Source organism: Micromonospora sp. NPDC003197 (genome assembly GCF_053590565.1).
Genome location: NZ_JBSFTE010000041.1, coordinates 15,499 through 28,493 on the forward strand (window position 1 = coordinate 15,499; position 12,995 = coordinate 28,493).

Annotated in this window: 11 protein-coding genes and 1 riboswitch; of the genes, 5 read left to right on the forward strand and 6 right to left on the reverse strand. The window is 66.3% G+C overall.

All coding sequences use genetic code 11. The annotated features are described in order from the left end of the window. Positions 1 to 279 precede the first annotated feature (279 nt). On the forward strand, positions 280 to 1,494 hold the full coding sequence (locus ACWDV4_RS29340; protein WP_449985354.1) for a globin domain-containing protein: 1,215 nt from the start codon (positions 280 to 282) through the stop codon (positions 1,492 to 1,494). Positions 1,495 to 1,593: 99 nt separating this feature from the next. Continuing rightward, complete coding sequence (locus ACWDV4_RS29345; RefSeq protein WP_449985356.1) at positions 1,594 to 2,481, forward strand: oxidoreductase; 888 nt, start codon at positions 1,594 to 1,596, stop codon at positions 2,479 to 2,481. A 58-nt stretch (positions 2,482 to 2,539) separates the two neighbouring features. On the opposite strand, the gene ACWDV4_RS29350 is transcribed toward ACWDV4_RS29345, so the two are convergent. The 5 genes from ACWDV4_RS29350 to ACWDV4_RS29370 form a co-directional block, all read right to left on the reverse strand. Further along, complete coding sequence (locus tag ACWDV4_RS29350; protein WP_449985359.1) at positions 2,540 to 3,166, reverse strand: LysE family translocator; 627 nt, start codon at positions 3,164 to 3,166, stop codon at positions 2,540 to 2,542. Between the two features lie 3 nt (positions 3,167 to 3,169). Then, positions 3,170 to 3,616 (reverse strand): acyl-CoA thioesterase, encoded by a 447-nt coding sequence (locus ACWDV4_RS29355; RefSeq protein ID WP_449985413.1) that lies wholly within the window; start codon positions 3,614 to 3,616, stop codon positions 3,170 to 3,172. 213 nt (positions 3,617 to 3,829) lie between these two features. Beyond that, a riboswitch (cobalamin riboswitch) is annotated at positions 3,830 to 4,056 on the reverse strand. A 32-nt stretch (positions 4,057 to 4,088) separates the two neighbouring features. Next, a complete protein-coding gene (locus ACWDV4_RS29360; RefSeq protein ID WP_449985362.1) occupies positions 4,089 to 5,096 on the reverse strand; it encodes a DUF1996 domain-containing protein in 1,008 nt (335 codons plus the stop codon). Positions 5,097 to 5,375: 279 nt separating this feature from the next. After that, the gene (locus ACWDV4_RS29365; RefSeq protein WP_449985365.1) at positions 5,376 to 6,146 is read right to left on the reverse strand and encodes a hypothetical protein; all 771 of its coding nucleotides are present in this window, start codon (positions 6,144 to 6,146) and stop codon (positions 5,376 to 5,378) included. Between the two features lie 266 nt (positions 6,147 to 6,412). After that, on the reverse strand, positions 6,413 to 7,921 hold the full coding sequence (locus ACWDV4_RS29370) for a hypothetical protein (protein ID WP_449985368.1): 1,509 nt from the start codon (positions 7,919 to 7,921) through the stop codon (positions 6,413 to 6,415). A 156-nt stretch (positions 7,922 to 8,077) separates the two neighbouring features. On the opposite strand from ACWDV4_RS29370, the gene ACWDV4_RS29375 reads away from it, so the two are divergent. Beyond that, a complete protein-coding gene (locus tag ACWDV4_RS29375; RefSeq protein ID WP_449985371.1) occupies positions 8,078 to 8,689 on the forward strand; it encodes an ArsR/SmtB family transcription factor in 612 nt (203 codons plus the stop codon). Positions 8,690 to 8,758: 69 nt separating this feature from the next. Further along, positions 8,759 to 9,517, forward strand: coding sequence for an SRPBCC family protein (locus ACWDV4_RS29380; protein ID WP_449985374.1), 759 nt, complete (start codon positions 8,759 to 8,761; stop codon positions 9,515 to 9,517). A gap of 58 nt (positions 9,518 to 9,575) precedes the next feature. Here the strand turns inward: ACWDV4_RS29380 and ACWDV4_RS29385 are convergent, their stop codons facing one another. Next, positions 9,576 to 12,230 (reverse strand): M14 family zinc carboxypeptidase, encoded by a 2,655-nt coding sequence (locus tag ACWDV4_RS29385; protein WP_449985377.1) that lies wholly within the window; start codon positions 12,228 to 12,230, stop codon positions 9,576 to 9,578. A gap of 258 nt (positions 12,231 to 12,488) precedes the next feature. Here ACWDV4_RS29385 and ACWDV4_RS29390 point away from each other — a divergent pair, with 258 nt between their 5' ends. Continuing rightward, entirely contained in the window at positions 12,489 to 12,983 is a 495-nt protein-coding gene (locus ACWDV4_RS29390; RefSeq protein ID WP_449985380.1) for a YciE/YciF ferroxidase family protein, read from the forward strand. Positions 12,984 to 12,995: the final 12 nt, after the last annotated feature.

Genomic DNA, 12,995 nt, shown 5'->3' on the forward strand with positions numbered 1-12,995 from the left:
CACCGTCACGTGGCCGGGTGATCGTGGTTTTCCTGGGCCAGCCCCACGTCGATCAGCTGACGGCCACCAGGTCTGACCGAGCGTATCGCCAATAATCGATGTTGACTGTCGGGGACATGGCGGCAGTGTTGTCGATCAGGTCGCCGAACCGGACCTCTGGGGGACCGCTGGTCGACTGCCGGACGACCTGCGGACCTGGGACTTCGGTCCCTAAAGAGGTGTTTTCTGCGCCTGTTTTATGAGGGTGGTCGTCCTGAAAAACCCACCGAGGAGAAACCCATGCTCACCGCGACTTCCGCAGCAATTGTCACCGCCACCCTGCCGCTGCTCAAGGCGCACGGCGAAGAGGTGACCGGCCACTTCTACCAGCGGATGTTCGCGGAGAACCCGGAACTGCTCAACCTGTTCAACCGTGGTAACCAGGCCACCGGGCAGCAACGCCAGGCACTGGCCGCCTCCGTGGTCGCGTACGCCGAACACCTGCTAGGCGATACCGGTGCACCGTGGAACGCGATCCTCGACCGCATCGCACACAAGCATGCCTCGCTCGGGATCACCCCGGCCCAGTACACGATCGTCGGTCGTAACCTGATCGCGTCGGTCGGCGAGGTGCTCGGCGAGGCGGTCACCCCGGAGATCGCCGCCGCGTGGGACGAGACCTACTGGCTGATGGCCTGCGAGCTGGTCGCCCGCGAGGCGCGGCTCTACCACACCGCCGGGGTTGGCCTCGACGTCGATGTCTGGCATTTGTGGCGGGTGACCGGGCGGACCGAGGAAACCGACGACGTCGTCTCCTTCAGCCTGGCCCCCGCCGACGGCACCGCGGCACCGTCCTTCACCCCCGGCCAGTACGTCTCCGTCGCGGTCGACCTTGGCGAGCACGATCAGCAGATCCGGCAGTACAGCCTCTCCGGTCGGCCCGGCGCGGCCGAGTGGCAGATCACCGTCAAGCGGGTACGCGCCACCGACGACGGTCCCGCCGGGGCGGTCTCGACCTTCCTGCACGAGCAGGTTTCGGTGGGGGACATGCTGCGACTCAGCCCCGCGTTCGGAGAGGTGAGCGCGGTCGCCGGGGATGGCCCTCTGGTGCTGGTCAGCGCCGGCATCGGCCTCACCCCCGCCATGTCAGCGCTGGAGTACGTCGCTGCGGCCACCCCGGACCGGGCGGTGCTTCTGGCCCACGCCGACCGGAGCGAGACCCACCATGCGCTGCGCCGGCACCTGCCCCGGCTGATGGAGCAGCTACCGAACCTACGGGTCAACCTCTGGTACGAGGATGTCGCCTCCGACTGCTGGTTGCCGACGGCACAGGTGAAGGCGGGCTGGATCGATCCGGACCTCATCCCGCTGGAGGCCGCCTCAGAGGTCGACGTGCACCTGTGTGGCCCGCTGCCGTTCATGACTCTGGTGCGCGGCAATCTGCTCACCCGTGGCGTATCCGTGGAGCGGATCGGCTACGAGGTGTTCGGCCCCGGGATGCTGCGCACCGCCTGACTGACTTTCCGGCCGCCTCCTATTTTATTTCGGAGGCTTGATTGGCTGCGCAGCCACCACCGACATGGACCCGTTGCCGGCACTGGCAGGCTGCGAGTCGTGACTATCGATATCAGCGCGGCCTCCGCAGGCACCTGGAAACTCGGGGACCGGACAGTCAACCGGATCGGATTCGGTGCGATGCGGTTGACCGCCCGGGCCGACGGGACTCCGATGGATCGCGACCGGGCGATCACGATCCTTCGGCGGGCAATAGAACTCGGCGTCAACCACATCGACACTGCCGCGTTCTATTTCTCGCCGTTGCGCTCTGCCAACGAGTTGATCAACCGAGCTTTGGCGCCGTATCCGGATGATCTGGTTATCGCCACGAAGGTCGGGCCTGGCCGGGATCCCTCAGGCGAATGGCTGCCGCTTGCCAGGCCCGACCAGTTGCGTGGGCAGGTCGAAGAGAACCTGCGCCAGCTCGGGCGGGATCACCTCGACGTAGTTAACCTGCGCGTCCACGGTCCCGAATCGATCGCCGAGCGGTTCGGCGCATTGGCCGAACTGCGCGACGCCGGGTTGATCCGCCACCTGGGCATCTCCAATGTCAGACCCGAGCACCTGGCCGAAGCCCAGGCCATCGCCCCAGTGGTCTGCGTTCAGAACGCGTACGGCATCGCCTACCGTCGGCAGAACGATGACCTCCTGTACACCTGTGGTGAACAGGGCATAGCGTTCGTACCGTTCTTTGCGGTCGCCGGTGCCGGCCGCGAAGCGGGCGCGAGTAGCACCGACCGGTCGGAGATACTCGCCATTGCGGGCGCCCACGGGGCGACAACGGCGCAGGTCCGGTTGGCGTGGACGTTGCAGCGCGGTCCGCACGTACTGGCGATTCCGGGTACCGGCGATCCGGAACATCTGGTCGCCAACGTGGCCGCTGGTTCGCTGCGCCTTTCGACTGAAGAGCTGACTCGCCTCGACTCTTTGTCGGCTGACCGGTAGGGCTGTCCGGTGCTGCCTGCCGGGCGGGGGTGGTGCCGACCCCGCCCGGCGTCATCGGTCACCCCAGGGCCAGTCGCAGCCCCAGACCGATGAAGGTGACCGCGCAGGCTTGCCCGATCCGGCGGGTCCAGCGGTCGGTGGTGAACCGACCGGCGAGGCGCCCGGCCAGCATTCCCAGTCCGATGTCGAGGGTCAACTGCACCAGCACGAACAGCACGCCGAGGGTGATCAGTTGTCCTGTGACGTTCCCGGCGGACGCGTCCACGAACTGGGGGAGGAACGCAACGCTGAACAGGATCATTTTCGGGTTGAGCAGGTTTGTTAGCAGCCCTCGGGTGAAGGCTCGGCCCAGCCCGGTATTGGGTCGATCGGCCAAGTCTGTGTGGGACTGCGGGTTCTGACGTAGCGCCAGTAGGCCAAGGACGACCAGGTACGCCGCGCCACCCCACTTGATCGCGGTGAACAGCATCGGTGAGGTGGTGATTACAGTGGCCAGCCCCAGTACGACGGCCAGGATGTGGATGGCCTCGCCGGCGGCGACCCCGACCGCAGCGACGACTCCGGCGCGGACGCCGTACCGGGCGGCGTTGGCCAGCACGAACATCATGTCCGGCCCAGGCGTGATCATAAGAAGGGTGATCGCGGCGAGGTAGCCGACCAGCACGCCGGTGGAGAGGGGACCCACGGCTCAGCCCTCGGTGGTGTGCTGTATGAGTGCCTGCCGTAGGGCCAGCCGGTGCTCACGTCGGATCCGGGCCTCCCGGTAGCGGCGACGGTCGTCGTCCGTCTCCGGCAACACAGCGGGGATGGCGCGTGGTTGACCTGCGTTGTCCACGGCGACCATGACCAGGTGCGCGGTGGCTACCGTGACAGCCGGTACCGCCCGGTCCCACCGGTCCGCAGTGACCCTGACGGCGACCTCCATCGAGCTACGACCGGCCCAGGTGATCCGCGCGTCAACGTGTACGACGTCGCCGACGCGCACCGCCCGCAGGAAGGCGGTCTCGTCGATGGCGGCGGTCACCGCCGGACCATCGGAGTGCCGGGCGGCCACGACTCCCGCGACGGAGTCGATGAGGTTCAGAATCCGGCCGCCATGGACGGTGCCCATCAGGTTGGTGTGGTGCTGGTCCATGATCTGCGACAGGGTCAGGTGTGAGGCCGAAGGCGGTCGGCCGTCGTCGGCGTCAGGCCGGGAAACGATGGTGGTGGTCACAGCAATAGTCCGTCCCTCGAGAACCGAACCGTCGATCCCCGGGAGACAGCGGCCTGCCACGTCGCGGCGTTGGCCAGCCACGGCGCGTCATCCGCCCGGCCCACCCGCGAAGCCGACGGCTGCGTACACGGGTTCGTGTACGCAGCGCGGGCAGGTCTTCGGACTCGCGGGCATCACATCGGAGACAGCCTCCGATGGCGTCCTACTGGCCGTCGCTTCCCAGACGTGATAGCGCCCAGTGCGTCTGACGGCGGTCGTTCCCGCTCACCGCTGCGGGGCAGTCCCGGATTCTCACCGGGTTCCCTCTTACGACGCCCGAGCAGCAAATTCCCGGGCGAACCAGCGCCGTGGACGAGCATAGCCGGCCGGCGGCGGGCAGGGATCGGATGCCTTACTGCTGGATCGGGTTGCCGTCGTTGCCGCAGATGTAGCCGGCGACGACGCAGTTGGTCACTCGGCGGGCGAGTTCGTCGACATCCCAGACGTTGAAAAAGTCGCCGTGGAAGGTGTAACCGGGGGCATCGGTGACATTGACCCCGTTACGGGTGCCGCCGAGGCTCAGCCCGCCGCCGTTGATCGGATAGGTGATCAGGAACTCCAGCCGAGGTACCGGGACCGGATGGCTGCTCGGGCAGTAGCCGCCCTGCCCACCGATGCCGAAGGCCATGTGGCTTTTGTGGTCGGCGCTGTCCAGGTTGATGCCGTCCCAGCAGGTCGGAAAGTCCAGATAGGTTTCCAGCTTCGAGTTGGCCGGGCAGGTCAGAAAGTCACGGCTGGACTGTGACTGGCCGACGCATGACCATCGGGCTGCCGGGTTCTGGTCGGGGTGGGTGGCCAGCGGGTTGCCCACCACGATCTTCAGACCCCGGGGGTACGGCTGGACCCGCGTCGGGTCGGTGATGCCCTGGTAGTAGACGGTGACGTGTTCCGGGGCCACCGGCACACCGTTCTTGTACAGGGTCGGCACCCAGTACGCGGACAGGTCGGCCACCGGGTTGCAGTTGGTGGTGCCGGCGCCTAGTGATTGCAGGGTGGAGTACGCGTTGGTTGTCTGGTTGCCGAAGAACTCGTGCATGTGAGAAGTGCCCGGCTGGCCGTAGCGCACGATCGGGTCGTCGGGGGAGCGGCCCTTACTGGCGCAGTCCGCCCGGAACTCCGAGCCGCGTAGCGGGGCTCGTTGCAGGGCGATGGCGGCCGCCTCCTGCTCCGGGCTGAGCGCGTACCCGTGATTGGTGTGTCCGCCGGAGACGGTGTTGGCACTGGCGGTCACTGCCTGCGCGCCGGCGGAGCTGTGGTTGACCAGGATTCCCGCGCCGAGCAACGTCACAAGCACCACGGCGATGGCGGCGGTACGACGTAGCTGGTCGGTGTTGTCGTGTTCTCCTCGTGTCGGCTGCACTCGTGCCTCCTTGCCCGCGCACCGAGAGGGGCCGGGTTGCTGGGTGTGACGGGGCAGTGAGAGCGCTCTCACAATCATTGATAACTTTATGCAACAGCCTTGTCAATGTGACCGTCAGTTCGGTTCACCAGCCGTGGTAACTGCCAGGGTGTGTCCTGCGGATCATGAGTGTGGATCATTGTGCTGATCGTGGATCAGTGATCAACAGGACTGCCGTAACCGGTCGGGTCGCGTTCTGTGGGCCCGACCCGACCGGTTTTTGTAATCCGCAGGACACCTCTAGTACTGCATGACGCAGTAGACGACGACCGGATCGGTGAACCGGTACCAGCGGTTCCATTTGTAGTCGCGCGTGCACCCCCTGTCGTTGGAGGCGCCAGGGACGATGTCGATGATGTGAACGGTGCCCTTTGCCTTGCAGGCCGCCCCCACGATCCAGCCGCTACCCTTCGGGAACTTGTAACAGTAGAAGCGCACCAGATGTCGTTCCAGGCACAATCGATATCCATCCTCGGTGAGGTATCCGGATTTCGGATTGGCGCAGTTGTTTTGCTCGTAGTCCACTGAGACCACCCGGTAGGTGCCACGGCTACCGTTGCAGTTACCGATTCCCTGGAAGTCGCCCTGCTCGCTGACAACGATGCACTGCCCAATTTTCGCCGGTGGTGGCGGCGGTGCCTGGGTTGTGGGGAGCCTGTTCGGTGGGTCCGTGTCCTCGTCGTCGGAGGGTGCCGGGTAACCAGTCCTGCGGGGAGTGGGGGAGGGCCACAGGTCGGTATCGCCGGTTGCTTGATTCTGCTGATCTTCTCGGTTGTTGAAGAAGAACACCGCAGCCACCGCGATCCCGCAGGTGCCGAGTAGGCAAAGCGCCAGCACCCCGGCGATCACGCCGACGATGAGGGGGCCATTGCGTTTCGGAGGCATCGGCGGTGGCGGGATGCCAGGCGCTGGTGGAGGGAAGCTGGGATATTCAGGCATCGGGATCGTGCCCTGGTCCGGCGGAGTCGCACCCGGTGGCTGGGGCATGCTCGGCGGCGGCGGGATCGTCACTCGCCGAGTCTCACATAGGCCGACCGCAGTCCGCCAATTCGATGTCCGATTTAGACTTCATGTGGTTCCGGTTTCTGCCACGATGTTGCTCTTCGCATCACCGCTATGTTGTCTGCCGGGCAAGAGGACACGATTCCGCGGCCTTGTCGAGGGCGTGTGAGCGGCGCTGGGCTGTCGTTACTACGACGAGGACGGCTAGGGCGACGAGGACTTGCTGCCTGGTGATCGTGGACTAATCGAGCCTTGCGCGTCGCCTGTTGGAGCGCCTATGTCGGTTCTGTCGGTGGGGATGGTTCGACCGGTTGTCCGACCCGATGGGCGAAGATGAGACCGGCCGACACGGCAGCCAGCCCCAAGAGCAGGGCGCCCATGTAGTTGGTCCACCCCCGGGCCCAGGCGATGTAGGGTGCCCACCAGCCGAGGGCGACGATCACGCTGATCATGAGGACGTTGAATAGCCTCCGACGCCCCACGACCCGCCACGGTGAGGTGGCGAGTAGGCCAATGGCGGCGATCAAGGCGAAGCACAATCCGGCGGCCACCATGACTACTGCGACCGCCGCCATAGGGCTCCCGTCCCAGGGGCGCAGCCCGCAGATGACCGCCACTGCGCCGCCCAGGCCAAACATGATGATGAGTCTGGTCCGCCCGGCTCGGCGAGCTAACCGCCAACCCGACGCGGCCACCACCAGCAGAGCTACCAGAATCGCGATGATGGTCTCGGGAATGAGTACGGAGGGCCGCGCGTCCAGCGGAGCAGAATCCCCTCCGTGTGCGGAGGTTCGCGTCCAACTCCCAGCGGTATCGCGTAGAGCGATGCCATCCCGGCCGTTCGCCACCAACACGACATGACCGCCGGGCACCGGGTGCACGGCCAGGGCATAGGACGACAGGTAGGTGTCGATGTCGTTGAGCTCCGGGTAGGAGCGCGCGAGGTAGCCACGCCGACTGTCCGGGATCTCCCAGCTCACCGACCATGTCGTACCGCCGTCGGTGCTCTCCTCGACGCGTAGGTGTCCCCGTACGATGCGGTAGCAGTGTGCGGGCTCGGACGGCACGCAGGAGCGCTCTGCTGTCGTGGTGAGCGCGGGCAGCTCCTGTTCGAAATCCGCTTCCTCCGTGTCTGTCATCGACCGCCAGCTCTGACCGTCCGTGCTCACCGTCCAGATTTCCGGGCTCCGGTCCTGGAGATATGCGTTTGCCTGACCAATGACGAGCAGGTTCCGCCAGGACGTCGCCGCCACGACGTCCGGGTAGTACGGAGCGCTGGTAGCCACTACCGCGAGGGCGGCGGTAGGCAGCACGACGAGCACGCCGACGCGGCTCGGCGTGCGTTTCGTAGCTGACCGTTGGGTCACCCGCGTCCACGCCCACGCGGCAACCCCGAGCGCGGGAAGCGCGATGAGGTCGGTGTGATCGGCCAGGATGATCGACGGTCCGCTGAACACGCTCCAGCTCGTGGATGCGATTGCCGCACCGACTGTTGTCGACTTGGCTGCGGTGAAGCCCGCTCCGGTGACTAGCAGCGCGCCGCAGGCCACCGGTGTGCCAGTCAATCGCGGGGCGACCGCCGATACGAGCGCGCCGAGCAGTGGCGGCGCGACGAGCAGGCCGGCGAAGTCGCTGAGTTTTCCGGTCACCAGCCCCGGATAGGCCGACTTGAGCAGGTGGTCGTTGACCACGAGTAGGACGATTCCGAGCACGGTCACCGGATGGGTGAGCCAGGCGAGCATCGCACCTGTCGTACGGCGGTCGTGGTCGGCATCCATGGTCATCACCGTTCCAGTCGGGGGTAACGATGAGGGCTCGGGCATGTTGCGGATGGCCGGCGGCGAGGTTGTGCGCAGATCGGCTAGCTCGAGGCCCAGATCCGGCACGCCGACAATATTTTTTGTCTTGACTATAAAACTTGTCGGTGAAAGAGTGGCGGCATGTACGACATCGCAGTGATCGAGGACCCGTCGGCGGCGGAGGCGTCACTCGACCCAACGCGGGCCCGGTTGCTCGCCGCGCTCGCCGAACCGGCCTCGGCGACGATGCTCGCGGCCCAGGTTGGCCTTGCCCGGCAGAAGGTCAACTACCACCTTCGGGCGCTGGAGCAGCACGGCCTGATCGAGCTGGTCGAGGAGCGCCGCAAAGGAAACGTCACTGAGCGCGTCATGCAGGCCACCGCCGCGTCCTACGTGATCTCACCGGCCGCACTCGCCGCCGTAGGCCCGGATCCGGCTCAGGCCCCGGACCGGCTCTCCGCGCGATGGCTCCTGGCGATCGCCGCCCGACTCGTCCAGGACGTGGGTGCGCTGATCAGCGGCGCGGACCGAGTCAAGAAGCGGGTGGCGACCTTCGCCCTTGACGCCGACATCCGCTTCGCCTCGGCCAGCGACCGGGCGGCCTTCGCCGAGGAGTTGGCCGCCACCGTCACCCGCCTGGTCGGCAAGTACCACGACGAACAGGCCCCTGAGGGGCGTACACACCGGATGGTGATCGCCCTGCATCCGAGTGCGAGCCCACCGAATCGCACGCCCGATTCCGAGAAGTCCTGACCGGGCCGTCGGCCTAGCTCCATCCGATTGACCGCATCGGCCAGCCCACCGACACAGAGAGGTGCCACCATGGGACACCCGTTTGAACTCGGCAAGGAAATCGAACTGTCCGCCACCCCGGAGGAGGTCTGGTCTGCGATCGCCACCGGACCGGGAATCGACTCCTGGTTCATGGGACGCAGCGAGGTCGAACCGCGCGAAGGTGGACGGCACCGGTTCACCATGGCCGGCGAGGTCGAGGACGCGACAGTGACGGCCTGGGAGCCGGGGAAGCGGTACGCGCAGCAGACCGAACCGGGACCGGACGGCACCTTCATGGCCATCGAATACCTGATCGAAGGCCGCGACCACGGCAGCACGGTGCTGCGAATGGTGCACAGCGGCGTGCTCGGCGACAACTGGGAGACCGAGTACGAGGCCCTGCGTACCGGCTGGGACATGTACCTCGGGACGTTGGCGGCATACTTGGCACACTTCACTGGTCGTACCGGCACCCCGGTCACCGCGTTTCGACCCGGGGCGGGCGACCCGGACCAGGTGTGGGCGGCGGTGACCAGCGCGTTCGGGCTTACCGGCCCCACCGTCGCGGGTGAACCTGCCCGGCTCGAGCTGCCTGGACTGCCACCGGCCGACGGGGTCGTGGACCTGGTGGGGCTGCCGACCTACTTCGGTGTACGGACCACCGACGCCCTCTACCGGTTCATCCACTCCGGTACGGACCGCGGCAACGCCCTGGTCGTCGGGCACCACATCTTCGCCACCGATTCCGACCCGGCCGACACACAGCAGGCCTGGCAGGACTGGCTGACCCGCCTGCCAATCGGCTGACCCGCCGACCGCTCTCGCCGTGGCGGTGGCGGAGTTGGCCACCGCCACGGCGAGATGGTCAGTTGAACCGTGGTGCGTCCGTCGGCTGTGCCGGACCGTGGTAGATGGAGTTGTAGAGCACCGGGAAGGCGGCACGTGGCCAGCTCCGGAAGGTGAGTTCGGCACCGGCGATGGTCACGTGGCCCTGTCCGACGTCGAACGACACGACATTGGCCTGGCCAGCGAGGGCCTGCTGGCCATGGGCGTACCCGCTGGCCAACAGCTCACCCTGGGTCGGATAGCTGGCCGCCACCCGGGCCACGGTGTCAGTGACCTGATAGGCGGAGTTGTTGTAGAACCACACCGGCCACTGCGCCGGCATGCCCCACGCCGCCGGGACGCTCGGGTCGAAGGCGTTGCGCACCAGCGCCCCGGGCACGTTGAACTGGTCCCGGTTGGTCGGTACGACGTTGCGGACCGGCAGGTCGAGCAACTCCCGCGCGGTGTCCGCGCCGTCGCCGATGGCGACCAGGTTGCCACCGCCCTGGACGAACGCCCGCAGTTGGGCCCAGCCCGCCTCACCGACGCCCCGCGCCCAGGCGAACTCCTGCGGATGACGGGCCGGGTCGATTCCGGTGACGATCCGCTGCTTGGTGATGCCGTCGGCGATGACGATCGTGTCGTATTGGGAGGCGAGGCCAGCACCGGCGTAGTCGTCCGCGCTGACGACCCGGTAGTTGATGCCGTACTGGTCGAACATCCACATCAGCCAGCCGCCCGGCATGTTGTTCGCACCCCGGATCAGGCCAACCCGGGTGTTCGGCTTGAGCTGGAAGCCTCTCACCCGAGGGGTGCTGTCCGTGGCGAAGACCGGTACGCCGGTCTCGGCGGAGACTCGGGCCAGCACCGTACGGGCCTGGCTGCTCGGCGGGACGATTACGGTGCCGGCCGCGAAGTCTCGGCCGGACGCGGCGAACGTGCCCTCCGATCGGAACACCGGGACGTTGGCGGATTGGAGGGCGGCGAGCATCTTGCCGACCGCGTACGAGTGGGGCGAGACGAGGTAGGCGCCACTGGCCTTCGGTGCGGCCGGCATCCGTACCGGGGCCGGGTCGATCCGGCTGACCCGCTCCAGCCGGGCGGTGAACGGATCCGCGACGGCGTCCACGGCGACGCCGAGCAGCAGCGCCAGATTGTCGGTGGTCTCGCTGTACGGCATGATCAGCGGGCAGTTGGCGCACTTGCGGGCGTTCTGTGGGTACGCCTCGATCTTCAACAGTTGGTCGACCCACCGGCCCAGCGGCTGCTGAGTGCGGATGACGTACGAGCCGGCCTCGTAGTGCCGGTTGCCTGCGGTGAACGCCCTGGTTGCCCGATCGATCTCGACCTCGCCGAATTCCAGGATGTCGAGCAGTTCGAAGGTGGCGTACGGGTCGCGTTGCCCGGTCGGGACAACGTAGGCGTACGGGCCGCCGGTCCAGGTGAGGCTGTTGCGGGCGACCTGGTAGAGGTTGTTGTAGAGCCAACTCTGGGCGTTGTCGGCGACTGTCTTCAGACCTGTGTAGTAGCTGGTCTTGGCATAGTCGACCATTTGCTCCAGCGTCCACGTGTCGCTGTCGTACGGTGCGACGTTGCGCATGGTCCGGTCCTGCGCGCCGAGCGGCTTACCGTCCGGACTCTTGACCGGGTACGCCAGGTCCCGGGCGCTGGCGATCTCGTGTAGGAACAGTGACGTGCCCCGGTAGGAGGAGTAGCCGGCGACGTCGGCGTTCCAGAAGATGCCGTACGCGTCGTCGTGCTGGACGCCCGTCTTGCCCTCGGCGATCAGGGCCCGGCCGACCTGAGCACCGAGGGAGTTAGCCGACTCGATGGTGATCGGGTCGATGTCCCGGCTGAGCGGCTCGTCGTAGGTGGGTAGCCAGATCCGGGGACTGCCGGTGCCGGCCTGATGTCCGGCGTGGAACACGACCGGTCGGTACCTCTTCTCCAGGTTGGTGCGGATCCGGGTCTCCGGCTGGGTGAACATGAACCAGTCCCGGTTGTTGTCGTGGCCGACGTACTTCTGGTAGAGGTCCGGGTAGACCCGGTTGAGGTCGGTACCGGCCGTCTTGTTGAAGTAGTCGACGACCCGGTGCTGACCGTCGGGATTGCCGGACGGGATCACCATGACGACGAGATTGTCCAGCACGTTACGGGTGTAGTCGGAGTCTTCGGTGGCGAACCGGTGCACGAGGTCGACGACCGCCTGCGTGTTGGAGACCTCGGTGGAGTGCAGGGTGGCTTCCAGCATGTACACCGGCACGCTCTGCGCGGCCAATGCTCGGGCCTGTTCGGGGGTGAGCCCCCGTGGGTCGGACAGCCGGCGGTTCATCTCGACGATCCGGTCGAGTTTGCGCAGGTTACCCGGGGAGCTGAGGAAGAGCACCGGATACTCGTTGCCATCCGTGGTGGTGCCGGCGACCTGGTAGGTGACGCGGTCGGAGTCGCGGTCGATGAGGCGGAGATAGTCTTTGATCTTTGTGAATCCGGCGAGCTGGCCGGTGGTTCCCATTTTGAAGCCGAAGTAGCGTTCCGGCGTCGGGATGTTGCGGGCCTGGGTTTGTGCTGCCGGGGTCCACTCCTGCGCGGTCCGCGTTGTTGCCGGTGATTCTGTCGTCGTCGTCAGTGGCACCAGTAGGAGGCCCGCGGTGGCAAGTACGGCGAGCGCCCGCCTACCTGTGGTTGTGACTCGCATCAGTTCTCCGATCGTGCTCGGGTCCCTCGTGTCGAGTTGTCGCCTGATCCGCTGGTCGATCTCGTCGCCAGGTGGGCACAACCTGACGCATCGATTGACATATGTCAAGATCCAGGCTTGTGAGTCTGATCCCTGCCGTCGCCCGAGGATGGATTCAAATTCGAAATCCTGGGTAGCCGACGACCTCAACAAAGGCGCTGACTCGACCAGGGCACCTGAACCGGTCAGGGCGTCGAGAAGCGGGCGGGGGACCGAAGGATGGGACTGAATACCGCAGAGGGCCTGTTCTTCTACGAACTGGGCATACTTCGCGACGCCGAGCAGGCCGGCGGGAAGATGCTCGGTTGGATAGCCGGCCACATCCAACACGGTGACCTGCAGCAGGCGTTGCGTGAGGAAGAGCAGGCGAGTGAACGACAGTCCGAGAACATCGTGGCCTGCCTCCGCGTTCTCGGGGCCGCGCCCCTGGAGACCCCGTCCTCCACGGTCGAAGGCATCCGGCAACGGCTGGAGCAGTTCCTCGGTCTGCGACCCGCACCCGAGGTGGTGGACCTGTTCGCGGTCGGCACCGCCATCCGGTTCATGTACTTCGCGATCAGCAGCTATCAGAGCATGATCGACTGGACCTCGGTGATGGGCGAGACCGAGTGCGTGCGGAATCTACAGACCAACCTCGCGCAGAAGGAACAGGGTGTGCAGACTCTCGAACGGTTCAGCCATCAGCTGACCCGGGAGGTGCTCACCCCTGCCTAACTGACCCGGGAG

Coding starts and splice junctions, on each gene's coding strand:
- ACWDV4_RS29340 (WP_449985354.1), top strand. CDS start 280: ATGCTCACCGCGACTTCCGCAGCAATTGTCACCGCCACCCTGCCGCTG.
- ACWDV4_RS29380 (WP_449985374.1), top strand. CDS start 8,759: ATGGGACACCCGTTTGAACTCGGCAAGGAAATCGAACTGTCCGCCACC.
- ACWDV4_RS29385 (WP_449985377.1), bottom strand. CDS start 12,230: ATGCGAGTCACAACCACAGGTAGGCGGGCGCTCGCCGTACTTGCCACC.
- ACWDV4_RS29375 (WP_449985371.1), top strand. CDS start 8,078: ATGTACGACATCGCAGTGATCGAGGACCCGTCGGCGGCGGAGGCGTCA.
- ACWDV4_RS29355 (WP_449985413.1), bottom strand. CDS start 3,616: ATGGACCAGCACCACACCAACCTGATGGGCACCGTCCATGGCGGCCGG.
- ACWDV4_RS29390 (WP_449985380.1), top strand. CDS start 12,489: ATGGGACTGAATACCGCAGAGGGCCTGTTCTTCTACGAACTGGGCATA.
- ACWDV4_RS29370 (WP_449985368.1), bottom strand. CDS start 7,921: ATGACCATGGATGCCGACCACGACCGCCGTACGACAGGTGCGATGCTC.